Annotated in this window: 14 protein-coding genes; 2 read left to right on the top strand and 12 right to left on the bottom strand. The window is 63.3% G+C overall.

Annotated features, from left to right (window positions below; translation table 11 throughout):
- Window positions 1-44 precede the first annotated feature (44 nt).
- Both AT959_RS04450 and AT959_RS04455 read right to left on the bottom strand, forming a co-directional pair.
- Window positions 45-1,220 (bottom strand): acyl-CoA dehydrogenase, encoded by a 1,176-nt coding sequence (locus AT959_RS04450; protein WP_066881031.1) that lies wholly within the window; start codon window positions 1,218-1,220, stop codon window positions 45-47.
- A gap of 87 nt (window positions 1,221-1,307) precedes the next feature.
- Window positions 1,308-2,564 (bottom strand): glutamate-5-semialdehyde dehydrogenase, encoded by a 1,257-nt coding sequence (locus AT959_RS04455; protein WP_066881033.1) that lies wholly within the window; start codon window positions 2,562-2,564, stop codon window positions 1,308-1,310.
- Window positions 2,565-2,677: 113 nt separating this feature from the next.
- On the opposite strand from AT959_RS04455, the gene AT959_RS04460 reads away from it, so the two are divergent.
- Window positions 2,678-2,914: a hypothetical protein gene (locus AT959_RS04460; RefSeq protein ID WP_066881035.1), complete on the top strand. Its 237-nt coding sequence runs from the start codon at window positions 2,678-2,680 to the stop codon at window positions 2,912-2,914.
- A gap of 25 nt (window positions 2,915-2,939) precedes the next feature.
- Here the strand turns inward: AT959_RS04460 and AT959_RS04465 are convergent, their stop codons facing one another.
- The 8 genes from AT959_RS04465 to AT959_RS04500 form a co-directional block, all read right to left on the bottom strand.
- On the bottom strand, window positions 2,940-3,851 hold the full coding sequence (locus AT959_RS04465) for a diguanylate cyclase domain-containing protein (RefSeq protein ID WP_066881037.1): 912 nt from the start codon (window positions 3,849-3,851) through the stop codon (window positions 2,940-2,942).
- Window positions 3,848-6,475: an ATP-binding protein gene (locus tag AT959_RS04470; protein WP_066881039.1), complete on the bottom strand. Its 2,628-nt coding sequence runs from the start codon at window positions 6,473-6,475 to the stop codon at window positions 3,848-3,850. The genes AT959_RS04465 and AT959_RS04470 overlap by 4 nt, the downstream gene beginning before the upstream one ends.
- The gene (locus tag AT959_RS04475) at window positions 6,472-7,008 is read right to left on the bottom strand and encodes a YfiR family protein (protein WP_066881041.1); all 537 of its coding nucleotides are present in this window, start codon (window positions 7,006-7,008) and stop codon (window positions 6,472-6,474) included. The genes AT959_RS04470 and AT959_RS04475 overlap by 4 nt, the downstream gene beginning before the upstream one ends.
- 9 nt (window positions 7,009-7,017) lie before the next feature.
- On the bottom strand, window positions 7,018-9,189 hold the full coding sequence (locus AT959_RS04480) for a TonB-dependent receptor plug domain-containing protein (RefSeq protein ID WP_066881043.1): 2,172 nt from the start codon (window positions 9,187-9,189) through the stop codon (window positions 7,018-7,020).
- 46 nt (window positions 9,190-9,235) lie between these two features.
- Window positions 9,236-10,249, bottom strand: coding sequence for a DNA polymerase III subunit delta (gene holA, locus AT959_RS04485; protein ID WP_066881045.1), 1,014 nt, complete (start codon window positions 10,247-10,249; stop codon window positions 9,236-9,238).
- Window positions 10,249-10,773, bottom strand: coding sequence for an LPS-assembly lipoprotein LptE (locus tag AT959_RS04490; protein WP_066881047.1), 525 nt, complete (start codon window positions 10,771-10,773; stop codon window positions 10,249-10,251). Before AT959_RS04490 ends, holA begins: the two co-directional genes overlap by 1 nt.
- 12 nt (window positions 10,774-10,785) lie before the next feature.
- Entirely contained in the window at window positions 10,786-13,542 is a 2,757-nt protein-coding gene (leuS, locus tag AT959_RS04495) for a leucine--tRNA ligase (RefSeq protein ID WP_066881050.1), read from the bottom strand.
- Window positions 13,543-13,876: 334 nt separating this feature from the next.
- Window positions 13,877-14,227 (bottom strand): hypothetical protein, encoded by a 351-nt coding sequence (locus AT959_RS04500; protein ID WP_066881052.1) that lies wholly within the window; start codon window positions 14,225-14,227, stop codon window positions 13,877-13,879.
- Window positions 14,228-14,469: 242 nt separating this feature from the next.
- On the opposite strand from AT959_RS04500, the gene AT959_RS04505 reads away from it, so the two are divergent.
- Window positions 14,470-16,605 (top strand): UvrD-helicase domain-containing protein, encoded by a 2,136-nt coding sequence (locus tag AT959_RS04505; protein WP_066881054.1) that lies wholly within the window; start codon window positions 14,470-14,472, stop codon window positions 16,603-16,605.
- Between the two features lie 20 nt (window positions 16,606-16,625).
- Here AT959_RS04505 and AT959_RS04510 read toward each other — a convergent pair whose 3' ends face one another.
- On the bottom strand, window positions 16,626-17,183 hold the full coding sequence (locus AT959_RS04510) for a dihydrofolate reductase family protein (protein WP_066881056.1): 558 nt from the start codon (window positions 17,181-17,183) through the stop codon (window positions 16,626-16,628).
- 4 nt (window positions 17,184-17,187) lie between these two features.
- Window positions 17,188-18,480 (bottom strand): HD-GYP domain-containing protein, encoded by a 1,293-nt coding sequence (locus tag AT959_RS04515; protein ID WP_066881058.1) that lies wholly within the window; start codon window positions 18,478-18,480, stop codon window positions 17,188-17,190.
- Window positions 18,481-18,536: the final 56 nt, after the last annotated feature.

An 18,536-nucleotide genomic window follows, 5' to 3' on the forward strand; every position in this document is an offset into this window, starting at 1 on the left:
CTCCCAAGGCATTCCTGCGGTCGACGCCCGAAAACGGGCAAAAATCAGAAAGCGGACAGCCCGGTCTGGGCGCGGCCGAGAATCAGCGCATGGACGTCGTGCGTGCCCTCGTAGGTATTGACCACTTCCAGATTGACCAGATGGCGGATGACGCCGAATTCGTCCGAAATGCCGTTGCCGCCCAGCATGTCGCGGGCAAGGCGGGCGATGTCGAGGGCTTTGCCGCAACTATTGCGCTTCATCATCGAGACGATCTCCGGCGTCGCGCTACCGTCGTCCATCATCCGGCCGAGGCGCAGCACGCCCTGGATGCCGAGCGTGATTTCGGTCTGCATGTCGGCCAGCTTCTTTTGCACCAACTGGTTGGCGGCCAGCGGTCGATCGAACTGCTGGCGGTCCAGCGTGTATTGGCGTGCCGTGTGCCAGCAGAACTCGGCGGCACCGAGGGCGCCCCAGGAAATGCCGTAGCGGGCCGAATTGAGGCAGGTGAACGGGCCTTTCAGGCCGCTGACCTTGGGCAGCAGGTTCTCGGTCGGCACGAAGACTTCGTCCATGACGATCTCGCCGGTGATCGAGGCGCGCAGCCCCACCTTGCCGTGGATGACCGGCGCCGACAGCCCGGCCATGCCCTTGTCGAGAATGAAACCGCGGATGGCGCCGGCATCGTCCTTGGCCCAGACGATGAAGACATCGGCAATCGGCGCATTGGAAATCCAAATCTTGCTGCCGGACAGCTTCCAGCCGCCGGGCACGGCATGGGCGCGGCTCGCCAGGCTGCCGGGGTCGGAACCGGAATTCGGTTCGGTTAGCCCGAAACAGCCGATCAGCTCGCCCTTGCCCAGCTTCGGCAGGTATTTCTCTTTCTGTTCCTCGGAGCCGAACGTGAAGATCGGCAGCATGACCAGCGAGGACTGGACGCTGAGCATGGTCCGGTAGGCCGAATCGACGCGTTCGATTTCGCGGGCGACCAGGCCATAGGAGACGTAGTTCAGGCCGGCGCCGCCGTATTGCGGCGGTAGCGTGCAGCCGAGCAGGCCCATGTCACCCATCTCGCGGAAGATCGCCGTGTCTACCAACTCATGCCGGAAGGCGTCGCGGATGCGCGGCTGCAGCGCCTTCTGCGCGAAGCTGCGGGCGGCGTTGCGTACCTGGCGCTCGTCGGCCGCCAACTGGCTGTCGAGCAGGAGTGGGTCTTCCCAGTTGAAAGTGGCCTTGGCCATCGGTCTGCTCCAGTGTATTTGTCGTTCCCGCGAAGGCGGGAACCCAGGAAAGTCGCTGGATTCCCGCATTCGTGGGAATGACGAAAATTATCCGCGCACGTGCCCGTCGCCGAGAACCACCCACTTCTGGCTGGTCAGTCCTTCCAGGCCGACCGGGCCGCGGGCGTGGATCTTGTCGGTCGAGATGCCGATTTCGGCGCCCAGCCCATACTCGAAACCATCGGCGAAGCGCGTCGAGGCATTGATCATGACCGACGCCGAATCGACTTCGCGCAGGAAGCGCATCGCCTTCGGGTGGTTGTCGGTGACGATGGACTCGGTGTGGTGCGAGGAATACTGGTTGATGTGGGCGATCGCCTCGTCGAGGCCGGCCACCACCTTGACCGAAATGATCGGCGCCAGGTATTCGGTGTAGTAATCCTCTTCCGTGGCGGCGACGGCGTTCGGCACGATGGCCTGCGTTTCGGCGCAGCCGCGGATTTCGACGCTCTTGCCGGTCAGCATGGCGGCAATCGGCGGCAGCAGCAGGCCAGCGACGCTGCGGTCGACGAGCAGTGATTCGGCGGTATTGCAGGTGCCGTAGCGCTGGGTCTTCGAATTTTCGACGATCTTCAGCGCCTTGTTCGGGTCGGCTTCTTCTTCGAGATAGACGTGGCAGTTGCCGTCCAGATGCTGGATCATCGGTACCCGCGATTCGGCCAGCAGGCGGGCGATCAGGCCCTTGCCGCCACGCGGCACGATGACGTCGACGAATTCGCGCATGGTGATCAGCTCGCCAACCGCGGCGCGGTCGGTGGTGTCGATGACCTGCACCGATTCGGCGGGCAGCCCGGCGGCCTGGAGGCCTTCCTGGACCAGCGCGGCGATGGCGCGGTTGGAGCGGATGGCTTCCGAGCCGCCGCGCAGGATGGCTGCATTGCCGGATTTCAGGCAGAGCGCCGCGGCGTCGGCGGTAACGTTCGGACGAGCTTCGTAAATGATGCCGATGACGCCGAGCGGCACGCGCATCTTGCCGACCTGGATGCCGGACGGGCGGTACTTGATGTCGCTCATCTCGCCGATCGGATCGGCCAGCGTGGCGACCTGTTCGACGCCTTCGGCCATGTTGTCGACGCCTTTGTCGGACAGCGTCAGGCGGTCGAGCATGGCGGTTTCCAGGCCGGCGGCACGGGCGGCGGCGAGGTCTTCGGCATTGGCGGCGAGTAGCGCGGCCTTGTCGCGGCGGATGGCGGCGGCGATGTGGAGCAGGGCGGCGTTCTTCTCGGCAGTCGTCGCTCCGGCCAGTCGGCGGGAGGCGGCCCGCGCCTGGCGGCCGACGGTCTGCATGTATTCCTTGATGTCCATGATGTTCCGGGTGCTGGGCAAAGGAACATTATAGCCAGCAAATTTAGGGGGAACTTCCAGAACCGGGTAAACTCTTATCCGCAACGACAACAGGGCTTTCCATCGAGGATAAGATGGCCGAAAAATTGATTTTGCCGACCGAGGTCAAGGTCTGTGCAACGTGCAGCTACTGGGACGGCGAACGCCAGGTAGATGCTGATGTAAAAGTAGTGGTGGTTTCCGGCGAGTGCCATGGCGAATGCCTGGTGCAGGAGGAGCAGAAACACGCCTTGCAGGATGTTCGCCAGGAACGCTCCTGTATCTGGGAAGATTTGGAGCCGGATCAGGCCGCAGACAAAGCGGCCGGCTGATTCACTTCCCCGTTTTAGCCAAGTTTCAGTCGGTGCGCTGCCGCCAGAAGGCACGGTTTCGGCCGTCTGCCTTGGCAGCGTAGAGCGCATCGTCGGCGATCTGGAAGAATAGCGGCGCCACCTGGCCGCCGTTCGGGATCAGTGTCGTGCCGCCCAGGCTGATCGTGATGTAGTTGCTGACCGGCGAATTCGGATGCGCCAGATGCAGGTTTTCGATGCTGGCGCGGATCTCCTCGCCGATCTCGGCCGCGGCCTGGGCATCGGTCTCGGGGAGAAGGAGGACGAACTCCTCGCCGCCGTAACGGGCGATCAGGTCGCCGGGCCGGCGCACGAAAGCGCTCAGGGCGCGGGCGATCTGGCGCAGCACATGGTCGCCTTCGGCATGGCCGAGGCGGTCGTTATAAGCCTTGAAGTGATCGACGTCGATGATGGCCAGCGATAGCGGGCTGCCGTTGCGGGCGCCGCGCCGCCATTCATGTTCCAGCGCCTCGTCGTAGCGCCGGCGATTGGCGATCTCGGTCAGGCTGTCGATCATCGCCAGGTTTTCCAGCAGGTGCCGGTGGTGTACCGATTGCAGGTGGTTGCGCACCCGCTTGCGGACGATCGACGGATGGAAGGGCTTGGTGATGTAGTCCACCGCGCCGAGATCAAGGCCACGCTCCTCGTCGGCCGGTGAATCGAGCGCCGAGATGAAGATGACCGGAATCTGTCGTGTCGTGTCGTCGTTCTTCAGGGCTTGGATGACCTGGTAGCCGTTCATGTCCGGCATCATCACGTCGAGCAGGATCAGGTCCGGCTGCAATTCGTGCGCCCGGTCCAGCGCTTGGTTGCCATTGCCGGCCAGGGCAACGCGGCAGTCGTCCTTGAGCAGTTCGGCGAGCAGGGTCCGGTTCTGCTTTTCGTCATCGACCACGAGCACGGTTTGCCGTTGGTTCATGCCTGGTCGGCTTTCAGGAGGCGATGCATTTCATGCAGTTTTTCCAGGGCGGCTTCATATTCGACATCGTCAATCAACTCGCCAAGGCTGGCGAGCCTTCCTTTCAGCTCATCATTTAAGGGCGCCGCATCGGCCAGCGCGGCCTTCAGCCGCTCCAGCTGGGCTTCGCTCTCGGCGTCGGCATTTCGCAGGTTCTGCTCAAGTTGGCCGATGATCGACGCCAGATCGTCGCGCTTGGCTTTGTTTATGCGGTTCGGGTTGGAGCTTAGCGGAGGCAGCGCAGCAAGTCCATCATTGATGATGGCTGCCGCGTCGCTCAGGCGGTCGACCAGGGCAGTCACTGCGCTGAGTGGCTGTTCGCCGGCCAGCGCCTGCTCCAGGGCTCGGGCCGCTTCGCTCAATGCGCCGGCACCGAGCGAGCCGGCCACCGACTTCAGCGAATGGGCCAGGCGGCGCGCTTCCATCATGTTCGCGCTGTCCAGTTCCTCCCGGATGCGTTGGTCGATATCGGAAAAGTCGTGGCGGAAGGCGTGCAGCGAGCGGAGGTAAAGGTCCGGACGATGCATGTGCAGGGCCAGGCCGTTGTTCTGGTCGATGCCGGGCAGCGCGGGGCAAGGCACTTTCACGGCCGGCCGCACGCTGTCGGGCGCTGTGGCATCTTCGGTGGCGCTCGGCGGCAGCCAGCGGCTGAGTGCCGCATAGAGCAGTTGGGGCACGATCGGTTTGACCAGATGCTCGTTCATGCCGGCCAGGCGCGTCTGTTCCTGGTCCTCACTGGTCGCGTGGGCAGTCATCGCGATCACCGGCAGCGCCTGCAGATGAGGCTTGGCGCGAATCAGCCTGGTCGCGGTCAGGCCGTCCATCACCGGCATCTGGATATCCATCAGGACCAGGCTGAAATCCTCCCTGGCCAGTAGATCAAGGGCTTCCTGGCCGTTGGCGGCGATGCCGACGTTGAGACCGACCCGTTGCAGCAAGGCGATGGCGATGGTCCGGTTGATCGCGATGTCTTCGACGAGCAGGATGCGTTCGCCGGCCCAGCGCGGCAAATTTGCCGTTTTTTTGCCGTCGACCGCAGGCATGGCCGTTTGCTCGCTGTCGGCGGGGAGCTGGAGGCTGATCGTGAAGCGGAAGGTGCTGCCCTGGCCGGGCGTACTTTCCAGCGAAATATGGCCGCCCATCAGTTCGACCAGTTGGTGGCAGATGGTCAGGCCGAGGCCGGTGCCGCCGAAGCGCCGGGTGATGCTGCTGTCGGCCTGGGTGAAGGGGGCGAACAGATGTTCGTGCTGGTCGGCCGGGATGCCGATACCGGTGTCGCGCACCGCAAAGGCCAGGCTGATCCCGTTGTCGGGCAGCCGTTTGGCGACCTTGACGCTGACTTCGATGGCGCCCCGGCTGGTGAATTTGACGGCATTGCCGACCAGATTGATCAAAATCTGGCCGAGGCGCAGCGCATCGCCGAGCAGCGGGCGGGGCACCTCGCCGGCTCCGGTGAAGCTCAGCTTCAGGCCCTGGGCTTGTGCCTTGGCGCTGAACAGGCTGGCGACCGACTGGAAGACTTGCTCGATGTCGAAGGGCATGCTTTCCAGGCGCAGGCCGCCGGCCTCGATCTTGGAGTAGTCGAGAATGTCGTTGATGATGCCGAGCAGGGCGTCGGAGGACTGCAGGACCTGTTCCAGATGCTCGCGTTGCTGCGGGGCGAGCGGTGTTTCGAGGACCATCCGGCAGAGGCCGGTAATCGCATTCATCGGCGTCCGCACTTCGTGGCTCATGCGGGCGAGAAAGTCCGACTTGGCGTGATTGGCCCGGCGCGCTTCGGCGATCGCTTCCTGCAGCGCGGCGGTCCGCTCATCGACCATTTGCTCGAGCGACACCCGGTAGGTGTCGAGTTCCTGGTCCCGCGTCTGCAGCGTGTCGAGCATCTGGTTGAAGCCCTGGCCGAGACGGCCGATTTCATCGGCCCGGTTGATGCTGACCCGTTCGTCGAAGCGGGCGCTGGAGGAGATCCGTTTGACCAGGCCATCGAGCTTTTCCAGCGGTGCGGTCAGGCGGCCGACGATCAGGCGGGTGAGCAGGGCCAGGATGCTGAGCGCGACGAAAAGCAGGAGCAGGGTTTCGCCGACCGTCCGGCGCATCGTCTGGTGGTACTGGTCGAGCGAAACGAGTAGTTCGATCCGGCCGACTGCTGGTGCCTGGTCGTCCAGATGGATGGGTTGGCGGATGATCAGATGTTTCTCTAGAAACAGCGTGCTCTCGTCGCCGGGCGGGATCGTCAGGCCGAGCTCGGCGTCGCGTTCGAATTTGGCCAGCACGCTGCCGTCGGTCAGCACCGCGTAGCCGACATCGACGGCTGGATTGACGGCCAGCGAGGAAAGCAGGCGATCGGCTTCGCGGCGGTCGAGAAAGGCGATGGCCGCCTGCGTGTTGGTGGCCAGCAGCCGGGCCTGGGCGCTCATCGATTCGGCGAGCTGGGTCTGCAATAACTGCTTCTGCTGGTGATAGACGAGCAGGAAGACCAGCAGCACGGTGATGAGCAGGAAGGAGACGGAGAGCAGGATCAGCTTGTTGCGGATGCTCGGGTCGGGCAGCAGCAGGCGGCGCAGGCGTGTGCTCAGGCGCTTCATGGTTCGATGACCCGGGCTAGGCGCAAAAGCTGGGCATTGAATTCGAAGCCTTTCCTTTGCGCCGTCTTGCGATTGATCACGATGCCGACCCGCTCGCCTTCGACGGGCAATTCGATCATGCCGCCGGCGCGGGCGAAGCCGGCAATGTCGGAGACGGTGACGAGGCGCCGGCCTTCGGTCCGGCTCAGCCAACTGTCGAGGTTGCCGCTTTCCGAGCGGCTGATGAAGAGCAGGTGGCAGGCATGCGGATCGCTGGGCGCGATGCGCACCTCAATGCCGCTGACGCCCTGGTTCAGTTGCGCGATGCTGGCCCCGAACGGGTTCTTGCCGACGACGCAGAGGATCAGCGGGGCCGGCGTCTTCTCGTCGCTCGGCCAGTAAACGAACTGGGACAGCCGGTAGAAGAGCACGGCCTTCATGCCGTATTCCGAAATGGCCTGGGCCTGGGCGGCCGCGCTCAGCGGCAGGCCGAGGCCGAGCCAGCAGGCCAGGCTCAGGGCCAGTCGGTGACGGAAGGTGGAAGCTGTGCGCACGCGGCCGGGTCAGAAACGGTATTCGACCGTGCCCATGAAGGTCCGGGGCTGCTGCGGTACGGCCTGCAGGACGGCGCTTGAGGACGAGGTGTTGGCCGCGTAGTAGCGCTCGTCGAACAGGTTGTAGATGTCGAAATAGAGCGACAGGTGCTCGCCGGCCAGCTTGTGGGCTCCGATGTGCAGGCTGGCCACCGTGTACGGTTCGGTCAGCTTGATCCGGTCGTTCTGGATGCGGTTGATGGCGCCGGTCGTCGTTTCGTCGATCCATTGCAGGCGCGGCGTGATGGTCAGCCAGTCCTGGTAGCGCAGCGTGACGCCGAGCTTGATCTTGTGGGCGGCGATATTGACCTGCTGCAGTTCGGGGCCGTCATCGGTTTCACGAATCCAGCCCTTGACGTAGCTGTAGCTGCCCCAGAAATCGGCATGCCATGGCCCGCCCAGGTGGGCCTGCCATTGCGGGATGAAGTCGATGCCATGATATTGGTCGCGGCCGCTGTTCTGTTTCGACTCGGTCTGGGTCAGCGTCGCGCCCGGGATGTACTGCACCGGGACCGGGTCGGCGCGGGTAATGATGATGTGCTCGACCTTGGTCAGGTAGGCGTTGGTGACCAGGTTGAATTTGTTGGTCGGTCGCCAGTCCCAGGTCAGCGACAGGGTTTTCGACTTTTCCGGTTCGAGACTCGGATTGGGAGCGCGGAACAGGCCGCTCGGCTTGCCGCTGGCGTTGAAGCTGCCGAAGGCGCTGTAGCTTTCTTCCGGCGACGGCGCGCGGAAGGCCTCGCCGTAGAGCAGTTTCAGGTAATTGCCGGCCGCCGGCTGCCAGACCACGCCCAGGCGCGGATTGAAGCTCGAGCCGTAGGTCGAGAACCAGTCCTCGCGGGCACCGACCATCGTCGACAGGCTCGGCGTCCATTGCGCCTGCCATTGCATGTAGGCCGACCAGCTGTCGTAGCGGTTGTCGAAGATGCGCAAGGGCAGGCTGGTGTTCGGATAGATCATGCCCTGGCCCTGCGCCCCTTTCGAGGTGTCGTAGGGGTAGGGCAGGTCCGGCGTTTCGATGGCGTAATAATCCTTGTAGCCGAGGCCGGCCTGGATCACGTGTTCGTCGCTGGCCTGCCAGTTGAAATTCTGCTCGATGCCGCGCCGGCGGGCGTAGGAATAGTCGTAGCCGTGGTTCTGGAAGTTGGTGACCGAGTTGATGTAACGCGAGCGGGGATCAACCTCGTAGGTCGAATGGTCGAGGATCAGTTCGCCTTTCAGGGTCGGCGTCAGATCGAAGCGGTATTTGCCTTGCCAGGTCTCGATCGTCGTGTCCCAGAACGCATCGCTCAGATAGAAGACGCTGTTTGGCCGGTCGCCGGTGCTGCTCAGGCTGCGGAAATTGTTGCGGTAGAAGCCAACGGTCAGTGCCTCGCCGGCGTCGAGCCGGAAATACTGGCTCTGGCTGCTGATGTTGCCGACGTAATCCTCGCGCTGGGCGGCCGGCACGCCGCCGGCCGCGACCTTGCGGTAGGTGTCGGGGTAATCCTTGTCGAGCGGGGCGCGGTCGCTTTCCTGATAGTGGGCGCCGACGGTCAAGGCAATGGTTTCGCCGAGCTTGCCGCCGACCAGGAAATTCCCTTCCAGCGAACCGTAGCTGCCGACCCCGGCCGAGATCTTGCCGCCCGGCGTATCGCCGGCCTTTTCGGTGATGATGTTGATGACGCCGGCGAAGGCGTCGGCGCCGTAGAGCGCGGCGGCCGGGCCGTAGAGGACTTCGACCTGCTTGGCGAAATAGAGCGAGAAGTTCTCGGCAATCGGAATCTTGCCGCCGGCCGGGTGGTCGATGCGGACGCCGTCGAGCAGGATCAGCAGCTTGTTGTTGCTGAGGTGGCCCTGAAAAACGAAATTGTTGTACTGCGTGGACCGGGTGCCGCGCTGGAAATCGACACCGGGCAGGTCTTCGAGCAGATCGGCGAGGCTCTTGTAGCGCCGGTCACGCATCTGCTCGCGGGTGATGACCATGATGTGGGCCGGCGTTTGCTCGCGCCCCTGCTGGTGGCGGGAGGCGGTGACGACCGGGGTGGCGATCAGTTCTTCGAGCGACAGGGGGAGCAGGGCGGCGACGCTGTCGGCTGCCACGGCAGCGAAGGGCGTGGCGCTCAGGCTGAGCGCGAGTAGGCTGCGGCAAACGTTTTTCATCACTCCCCCCCGGGTTGCTTTTGCGCGGCGCAGGCGCCGTGCCCTTCTATTTTTGATTGGTCATGCAGAGACGCAGGCCGAGGCGCAGAAACTCCTCCCAGACATTGCCCTGGCCGATGCCCTTGACCAGGCGGTCGATCTTGCCGGCATGTTGCAGCGCCGCTTCGAGGGCTGCGGTCGACAGTCGCTGCAAGGCCTTTTTCACCGGCGTCGCGCGCGGTCCCCAGACCTTGGCATCCTTGAGCAATTGATCGAGCGGCCGGCCGGCATCCATGCCGGCGCGAATGACGGTCAGCGCCCGGACTTCCTCGCTCATCGCCCACAGCACCAGCGGCGGTGCTTCGCCTTCCTGCATCAGGCCGTCCAGCGTCCGCGTCAGGCGGGCGATATCACCGGCGAGCAGGGCTTCGCGCAGGCCATCGATGTCATAGCGGGCGACATTGAGCACCGCATCGCGAATCTGTGCCGCGCTCAACTGTCCGGCCGGATAGAGCAGGCCGAGTTTCTGGATTTCCTGGTGGGCGGCGAGCAGGTTGCCTTCGACGCGTTCAGCGACGAATTTCAGGCTGTCGAGGTCGGCGCTCTGCTGCTGGCGGCGCAGGCGGCCGGCGATCCAGCCCGGCAGTTCGGCCAGTGGCGGGGCCATCAGCTTGATGGCGACACCGGCATTGACCAGCGCGGTGAACCAGGCGGCCTTTTCCTCGCGCCAGTCGAGTTCGGGCAGCGTGATCAGCAGCAGGTTGTCGGGCGAGAGGTTCTGGCACCACTGCTGCAAGGCGGCGCTGCCTTCCTTGCCCGGCTTGCCGGTCGGAATGCGCAGGTCGATCAGTTTTTTATCGCCGAACAGCGACAGGTTGCCACCGGCGGCGAGCAAGGCGCCCCAGTCGAATTGCGGCAGCACGGTCAGCACTTCGCGCTCGCTGTAGCCCTGCTTCCGTGCCTTGGCGCGGATGGCGTCGGCCGCTTCGATGACCAGCAGCGGCTCGTCGCCGTAGAGCACGTAAAGCGGGCGCAGCTCGCGTTCGAGATGCGCCGCCAGCTGTTCGCCCTTGAGCAGCATCAGTCGTCTTCTTGCTGATTGGGGTTCTTCGGCTTGGTCAGGCTGAGCCGGCGCATGATCTGGTTGACCAGGTCGTTGTTCATGTCGCGCCAGAGCAGGCCTTCTTCCAGATCCTTGGCCAGCACGTTGGAATCGTCGAAGGTGATGTCGCGGCTCAGGCTGACTTCATTCGGCGGCACCAGTACCTGCCCCTTCTGGTTGGTGACCTGGAAGCGGTAATTCAGTTGCAGGCGGTATTCGCGGACGCGACCCTGGGCATTGACGCTGAGAATGGTCTTCTGCCGGCTGTCGCCCAGTTGCTGGAAGATCGCTTCGGCGCCGGTCGGCTCGTCGAGAATCTCGGTGCTGCCGCTGGCCTTGATGTAGCGCTGCAGCCAGATATTGACGTCGGCCGTTTCCGGCAGCGCGATGTACATCGTCTTGTAAGGCAGGTTGCCGCTGAGCGTCCCGCGCAGCTGGAAGCCGCAGCCGGCCACCAGGGCGGCGAAAAGCACGGCGAGCAAAAGCCTGAACGGGACACGCATGGCGAAATTTCCTTAAACGACGATGTTGACCAGACGGCCGGGAACGACGACAACCTTCTTCGGCGCCTTGCCTTCCATGAACTTGACGGCATCCGCGTTGGCCAGCGCGGCCGCTTCGATGCTCGCCTTGTCGGCTGCGGCGGCAACGCGGATGGCCCCGCGCAGCTTGCCGTTGACCTGGATCATCAGTTCGATCTCGTCCTGCTTCAAGGCGGCCGGATCGGCTTTCGGGAAGGCCTGGTTGCCGGCATCCTGGCCCGGCTTCAGCTCGGCGAACAGCGCCTGGCCGATGTGGGGTACGATCGGGAAGAGGAGCAGGGCGATGCTTTCCAGCGTTTCCTGGGCCAGCGCGCGGCCGGCGGCCTCCTTGAGGTCGCACTTGTCGTAGGCGTTCAACAGTTCCATCACAGCGGCGATGGCGGTGTTGAACTGCTTGCGGCGGCCGTAGTCGTCGGCGACCTTGCCCATCGTCTGGTGCAGCTTGCGGCGGAGGTCGGTCTGGGCCGAACTCAGACCGTCGTTGCCGGTGCTGGCGGCGACCAGTCCGGCCTGGACGTGGTCGTAGGTGGTCTTCCACAAACGGCGCAGGAAGCGGTAAGCGCCTTCGACGCCGGCATCGGACCACTCCAGCGACTGGTCGGGCGGCGAGGCGAACATGATGAACAGGCGCGCCGTGTCGGCACCGTACTGGTCGATCAGGGCTTGCGGATCGACGCCGTTGTTCTTCGACTTCGACATCTTCTCGGTGCCGCCGATGACCACCGGCAAGCCGTCGGCCTTCAGCGTGGCGCCGGTCGGGCGACCTTTCTCGTCGGTGACGACATCGACGTCGGCCGGGTTGAGCCACTGCTTCTTGCCTCCGTCGAGTTCACGGTAGAAGGTCGGGGCGACGACCATGCCCTGGGTCAGCAGGTTGGCGAAGGGCTCGCCGAGATCGCCGATCAGGCCGACGTCGCGCATCAGCTTGGTGAAGAAGCGCGAATAGAGCAAATGTAGGATGGCGTGCTCGATGCCGCCGATGTACTGGTCGATGCCGCCCTTGCACCAGTAGGCGACGCGCTCGTCGACCATGGCCGTGGCGTTGTCCGGGCAGGCGTAGCGCAGGAAGTACCAGGACGACTCGAAGAAGGTGTCCATGGTGTCGGTTTCACGGCGGGCGTCGCCGCCGCACTTCGGGCACTTGCACTCGTAGAACTCGGGCATCCTGGCGAGCGGCGAGCCGGCGCCGGTGATCTCGACGTTTTCCGGCAGCACGACCGGCAATTGCTCGTCGGGCACCGGCACGTCGCCGCAGGTCTTGCAGTGGATGATCGGGATCGGGCAACCCCAGTAGCGCTGGCGGGAAATACCCCAGTCGCGCAGGCGGAACTGCACCTTCTTGTCGCCCAGATCCTTGGCGGCGAGGTCGGCGGCGATGGCGTCGACGGCGGCTTCATAGCCGAGGCCGTCGTATTTGCCGGAATTGATCAAAATTCCTTTGTCACAGTTCGGAGATTCGTGCAGCAATTGGGTGTGAAGCATGCTCACTGCTTCATGAACATCATTAGGTAGCTGCTTGGTAAACAGATTTTGTTCGATGAACGAAATGAATGAGTACGGTGCTACCTCTGTGTCCGGGTAAGCGATTCCCGCTGCCTTCAATGCTTCGGTTGCTTTGTGCCAATCTTGGAGTAGCTGTTGGCTGGCTACTACACGTTTGACCGGCAGTGAGTGTCGTACCGAAAAATCCCAATCGCGCTCATCGTGCGCCGGCACGGCCATCACGGCACCGTCGCCGTAGCTCATCAGCACGTAGTTGCCGACCCAGACTTCGACCCGTTCGCCGGTCAGCGGATGCGTGACATAGATGCTGGTCGGCATGCCCTTCTTTTCCATCGTCGCGATGTCGGCTTCGGCGACGCCGCCCTTCTTGCACTCCTCGATGAAATTGGCCAGTTCCGGGTTGTTGACCGCAGCCTTGGTCGCCAGCGGGTGTTCGGCGGCGACGGCGACGAAGGTGACGCCCATGATGGTGTCGGCGCGGGTGGTGAATACCCACAGCTTTTCGTCGGCGTTATCGGCCAGCGGGAAGGCGAAGCGGACGCCGGTGCTCTTGCCGATCCAGTTCTTCTGCATCAGGCGGACCTGTTCCGGCCAGCCCGGCAGGTTGTCGAGTTCGGACAGCAGTTCCTCGGCGTAGGCGGTGATCTTCATGTAGTACATGGGGATCTCGCGCTTCTCGATCAGCGCGCCGGAACGCCAGCCGCGGCCGTCGATGACCTGCTCGTTGGCCAACACGGTGTGGTCGACCGGGTCCCAGTTCACGGTGCCGAGCTTCTTGTACACCAGGCCCTTTTCATAGAGGCGGGTGAACAGCCACTGTTCCCAGCGGTAGTACTCGGGCGTGCAGGTGGCGAATTCGCGTTCCCAGTCGATGGCGAAGCCGAGCGACTGCAACTGCTTGCGCATGTAGTCGATGTTGGAATAGGTCCACCCGGCCGGCGGCACGTTGTTCTGCAGTGCGGCGTTCTCGGCCGGCATGCCGAAGGCGTCCCAGCCCATTGGCTGCAGCACGTTGTAGCCCTGCATCTTGTGGAAGCGGGAGAGCACATCGCCGATCGTGTAGTTTCTGACGTGGCCCATGTGCAGCTTGCCCGACGGGTAAGGGAACATGGACAGGCAGTAATATTTCGGCTTGGTGGCGTCTTCGACGGCGCGCGCGGCACCGGTCTTGTCCCAGTGGCTCTGGGCGGCGCGTTCGATGTCGGCGGGGGCGTATTTGTCCTGCATGGCTCTCTGCTGAAGAATCGTTGTCAAGCGCGGAATTATACCGGTTGAACCCGTTTCGAGAGGTGATGCGGGCAAAGCAGGGAGGTGTGGTGGCGGTTTTCGGTTGTTTTCTGCCGTTGACCGTCGGCGCAGCGGCCGGATGGCCGCTGGTCGCCGGTGTTGCCTCGTCTTGACCCGGATGGGGCGATGGTCCTGCACGACCAACTCTCTGCTGCCGGCTTGGCCGGTCGAATCAGAGCGATCCGGGTTTGACGAGGCTGTCTAGGCGCACTGCAACCGGTGCGTGAACTGCGTGTATCTACGCCGGGCATCCGGCGCTACCAACAGCCCTCACTCAGGCGGCGTGTTTTTGCCCGTACATGCCTTCCCAGGTGTTCTGCCAGTAACGGTAGGCATTCTGGGCGGCCATCAGCGAGAGCAGCGACATCCGGCTCTGGTGGTGCCACATCCAGGACAGGCGCGGGGCCGGGGTCAGGGTATATTCCGGGGTGTCGCCGACTTCGTCTTCGACGATGCCAAGGAAACGCTCGACGGCCAGGCCCCAGTACTCGGCACCTTCCGAGTTGCCGGTCAGGTATTCGGCCTCGGACACGGCGCGACGCCACAGCTTGAGCGCCAGTTCGTCACTGATGCCGGCTTTCTTGGCAATCCAGGGCAGGATTTTGGGGGCGTTCATGTTATTCATGCTGTTACTCCTTGTACTGCGTGGTGGTGACCACTTATTTGTATGACTGCCTTGTGGGCTTAAAGTTTTGTGCACTGCAATATATATGTAGGCAAGTATACTTGCCCCGTTTTTGCTGTGTGTAACGAATTGTTGTGAGCTATATGCTGCGTTGCACAATTACAACAAATTGGTAAGACCAATTTTCCGGCGCTGAATTATCGGGCGCATTCTACGCCTTTAGTAATAGTTTGGATTGATCCATGTCAGACCTTCTTGCCAACCTGAACCCTCCGCAACTCCAGGCCGTCACCCTGCCGCCTGTGCACGGGCTGATCCTCGCCGGGGCGGGCAGCGGCAAGACCCGGGTGCTGACGACGCGCATCGCCTGGCTGATGTCGACCGGCCAGGTCGGGCCGCACGGTATCCTGGCCGTGACCTTCACCAACAAGGCGGCCAAGGAAATGACGGCGCGCCTCTCGTCGCTGGTCCCGATCAATACGCGCGGCATGTGGATCGGCACTTTCCACGGTCTGTGCAACCGGTTGTTGCGCGCCCATTACCGCGAGGCCGGCCTGCCGCAGACTTTTCAGATTCTCGATACGGCCGACCAGCTGGCGATGGTCAAGCGCCTGCTGAAGAACCTGAATCTCGACGACGAAAAATATCCGCCGCGCGAACTGTGCCATTTCATCAATGCCCACAAGGAACAGGGCGTCCGCGCCGCGCAGGCCGAGGCCTACGACCACTACACGCAGAAGCGCGTCGACTTCTACGCCGAATATGAAAACCAGTGCAATCGCGAAGGCGTCGTCGATTTCGCCGAATTGCTGCTACGCTGTTACGAATTGCTGCAACGTAACGAACCATTGCGCCAGCATTACCAGGAGCGCTTCCGTTACATCCTGGTCGATGAATTCCAGGACACCAACAAGCTGCAATACGCCTGGCTGCAACTGCTGGCCGGCGGTGGCGCCAAGGTCTTCGCGGTCGGCGACGACGACCAGAGCATCTATGCCTTCCGCGGCGCCGAAGTCGGCAACATGCGCGACTTCGAGCGCGACTACGCCGGCAACAACATCATCCGCCTCGAACAGAACTATCGTTCGCACGGCAACATCTTGGCTGCCGCCAATGCGCTGATCAAGAACAACCGCGAACGTCTCGGCAAGAATTTGTGGACCGATGCCGGCGAAGGCGAGCCGATCCGCGCCTTCGAGGGTTATTCCGACCTCGACGAGGCGCGCTTCATTGTCGAGGAAATCCGCGAACTGGTCCGCGAAGGCGTCTCGCCGACGCAGATCGCCTTGCTTTACCGCTCCAACGCCCAGTCGCGCGTGCTGGAAAACGAGCTGTTCACCAAGAATGTACCGTACAAGGTCTATGGCGGCCTGCGCTTCTTCGAGCGCCAGGAAATCAAGCACGCGCTGGCCTACCTGCGCCTGTTGGGCAATCCGGACGACGACACCGCCTTCCTGCGCGTCGTCAATTTCCCGACCCGTGGCATTGGCGCCCGCTCGCTGGAAAATCTGCAGGCCACCGCGCACCAGATGAATTCCAGCCTCTACAACGCCGCTGCCTCGCTGACCGGCAAGGCCGGCCAGACGGTGGGCGCCTTCATCCGGCTGATCGAAAGCCTGCGCCAGGAAACCGAAGGTCTGCCGCTGCCCGAAATGGTCGAGCACATCATCGAAAAGAGTGGCCTGGCCCAGCATTACCGGACCGAGAAGGAAGGCCAGGACCGGCTGGAAAACCTGGACGAACTGATCAACGCCGCCGCCACCTTCATCGACGACGAAGGGGCGATCGGCGAAGGCGGCGCGCTGGTTTCCTTCCTCACCCTGGCCTCGCTGGAAGCCGGCGAGCACCAGGCCGGCGAAGGTCAGGAAGCGGTCCAGCTAATGTCGGTGCACGCCGCCAAGGGCCTGGAATTCGACGTCGTCTTCATTACCGGCCTCGAACAGGGGCTGTTCCCGCACGAAAATTCGGTCAATCAGGGCCGTGACGGCCTGGAGGAAGAGCGCCGGCTGATGTACGTCGCCGTTACTCGAGCCCGTCAGCGCCTCTACGTGACCTGCGCCCAGACCCGGATGCTGCACGGCCAGACGCGCTACTGCGTGCCGTCCAGCTTCCTCGAGGAAATCCCGGAAAACCTGCTGAAGAAGCTGAACAAGAAGGCGGAGTCGGCTGTGCCGGCTTTCGGCTCGTTTGGCGGCGGCTACGCCGAAACGGTGCAAGGCGGCCTGCGCATCGGCATGACGGTGGAGCACGCCAAGTTCGGCGTCGGGGTTATCGTCTCGACGGAAGGGCGCGGAGGCGATGCACGGGTGCAAGTGAATTTCGGCGGCAGCGGCATGAAGTGGCTGGCGCTGGAATACGCCAAGCTGACGCCGGTTTGAGGCGGTTGTCCGCTGTTGGCTCAGCTGTTGCTGCGCAGATAGGTGTTCTGGACGAAACCAAAGGCAAATGACTGGCTGGCCGTGAGCCGGAAAGGCATGTCCTGGTTCACTGGCCCGAACAGCGGGCGTCCGCTGCCGAGCAGGACCGGGATGGTGGTGATGGTCAGTTCATCGACCAGACCTTCGCGCAGAAAACCCTGAATGGTCAGGCCGCCATCGAGATGGACATGCCGGCAGCCTTCGCTGTGGAGCCGCGCCAGCAGTTGCCGGGGCGCCTCGTTTGACGATTCGACGACATAGGGGGCGGGGGCTGGCCTGACCTGCTTGCCGCTGGACAGCACGATGACGCGCTGGCTGGCATATGGCCAATCGCCAAAGCTCAAGACTTTCTCGTAGGTCAGCCGGCCTATGACCAGCACATCTACCGACGCCATGAAGGCCTGATAGCCGCAATCTTCGCCAGGCGGCACCACGGCATTGCCCCGCTCCAGCCAGTCGAGTTCGCCGTTGGGGCGGGCGATGAAGCCATCCAGGCTGGTGGCGATGAAGACCGAGACGCGTGGCTTGCTGGTGGGCATGTCGTTACGCCGCTACAGCCGCCGGGGCGCTGGCTTCGACCGAGGCGCGCAGGAAGTAGCGCATCGCCTGTTCGCGCAGCCGGGCCTGCAGTTCGGCTTCGCTGGCGAGGCCGATACGGGCGTGCAGGTCGGCGGCGATGGCCAGGAAGTGCTCGACCAGGCGCGGATCGAAGTGCGTGCCGGCATCCTTCTGGATGATGCCGAGCGCCCCGTCGAGCGGCATCGGCGCCTTGTAGGGGCGGCGTGAGGTCAGCGCGTCGAAGACGTCGACAATCGAGAAGATCCGCGCATTGAGCGGAATGTCGTTGCCGCTCAGGCCGCGCAGATAGCCCGAGCCGTCGAACTTCTCGTGGTGGCCCTCGATGACGGCACGCGCCCCTTGCAGCCAGTCCGATTGCTCGACGATGTCGACGCCGAGCGCGACGTGGGTGCGCATGATGGCGAATTCCTCGGCGGTCAGCTTGCCCGGCTTGAGCAGGATGTTGTCGCTGATGCCGATCTTGCCGACATCGTGCAGGAAGGCGCCGAGAATCAGTTGGCGCATTTCGCCGGCGCTCAGGCCGACCGCTTCGGCCAGTTCGATGGCGTACAGCGTGACGCGGTAATTGTGGTCGCCGGTGTCCGAGTCGCGCTTGGCGATGGCGGCGCCGAGCACCGAGGCCATTTCCAGGTTGCCCTTGAGAACCTCCTGCGAGAAGCGGATGACGTCGCGGTTGAGGGCGATGATCACCGGGTAGAGCAGCACGGTGGTCGCCAGCACGGCGAATAGCACGGTGGCCAGCGTGTGCCACAGGCGGTCGCGGAATTCGTGCAGGGTGGCGCGGTCGACGACGAAAACGCCCTCGAAAAAGCCGGCATTGCCGCCGTTCTTGCTGGGCAGCGGGACCAGCACCTGGACGACTGTGTCGTCGCCGATGACGAACTTCTGGTAATGGCTGTGGGTGTCGTGCGGAAAACTGTGCTTGAATCGTTTCAGTTCCGCCTCGATGTGCGCATACTGCGGATTGACCGCTTCCAGGATACGTTGCTCCTGGCGGTCATAGACCTCGATGACGACGAAGTTGCGTTTGACGAACTCGCCGGCCCGCTGTTCCAGGACACGCAGTTCCTCGGCTGTGTGGGTGCCGGTCTTCAGGCCTTCCGGGGCGAAATGGGTTGATTGGCTGGCGGCGAGGGCGACGACCGCATCGTCGATCTGTTCGAGTTCGAAATAGTAGGTCAGTCCGCCGACCAGCAGCGAGACGGCAACCCAGGCCAGCAGTAGCCGGCGCAGTACGATGCGGTGGATTGAAATCATTCCCTAATGATACGCTCAGGACTTTCCGGAAGATTATTACAGCCTTAACAGGAGAC

Source organism: Dechloromonas denitrificans (assembly GCF_001551835.1).
GTDB lineage: Bacteria > Pseudomonadota > Gammaproteobacteria > Burkholderiales > Rhodocyclaceae > Azonexus > Azonexus denitrificans.

Excerpts from the sequence above, each read along its gene's own strand:
- AT959_RS04490 (WP_066881047.1), bottom strand. The coding sequence starts at position 10,773 with ATGCGTGTCCCGTTCAGGCTTTTGCTCGCCGTGCTTTTCGCCGCCCTG.
- AT959_RS04500 (WP_066881052.1), bottom strand. The coding sequence starts at position 14,227 with ATGAATAACATGAACGCCCCCAAAATCCTGCCCTGGATTGCCAAGAAA.
- AT959_RS04515 (WP_066881058.1), bottom strand. The coding sequence starts at position 18,480 with ATGATTTCAATCCACCGCATCGTACTGCGCCGGCTACTGCTGGCCTGG.
- AT959_RS04505 (WP_066881054.1), top strand. The coding sequence starts at position 14,470 with ATGTCAGACCTTCTTGCCAACCTGAACCCTCCGCAACTCCAGGCCGTC.
- AT959_RS04465 (WP_066881037.1), bottom strand. The coding sequence starts at position 3,851 with ATGAACCAACGGCAAACCGTGCTCGTGGTCGATGACGAAAAGCAGAAC.
- AT959_RS04460 (WP_066881035.1), top strand. The coding sequence starts at position 2,678 with ATGGCCGAAAAATTGATTTTGCCGACCGAGGTCAAGGTCTGTGCAACG.
- AT959_RS04510 (WP_066881056.1), bottom strand. The coding sequence starts at position 17,183 with ATGCCCACCAGCAAGCCACGCGTCTCGGTCTTCATCGCCACCAGCCTG.
- AT959_RS04455 (WP_066881033.1), bottom strand. The coding sequence starts at position 2,564 with ATGGACATCAAGGAATACATGCAGACCGTCGGCCGCCAGGCGCGGGCC.
- AT959_RS04480 (WP_066881043.1), bottom strand. The coding sequence starts at position 9,189 with ATGAAAAACGTTTGCCGCAGCCTACTCGCGCTCAGCCTGAGCGCCACG.
- holA (WP_066881045.1), bottom strand. The coding sequence starts at position 10,249 with ATGCTGCTCAAGGGCGAACAGCTGGCGGCGCATCTCGAACGCGAGCTG.
- AT959_RS04450 (WP_066881031.1), bottom strand. The coding sequence starts at position 1,220 with ATGGCCAAGGCCACTTTCAACTGGGAAGACCCACTCCTGCTCGACAGC.
- AT959_RS04470 (WP_066881039.1), bottom strand. The coding sequence starts at position 6,475 with ATGAAGCGCCTGAGCACACGCCTGCGCCGCCTGCTGCTGCCCGACCCG.
- leuS (WP_066881050.1), bottom strand. The coding sequence starts at position 13,542 with ATGCAGGACAAATACGCCCCCGCCGACATCGAACGCGCCGCCCAGAGC.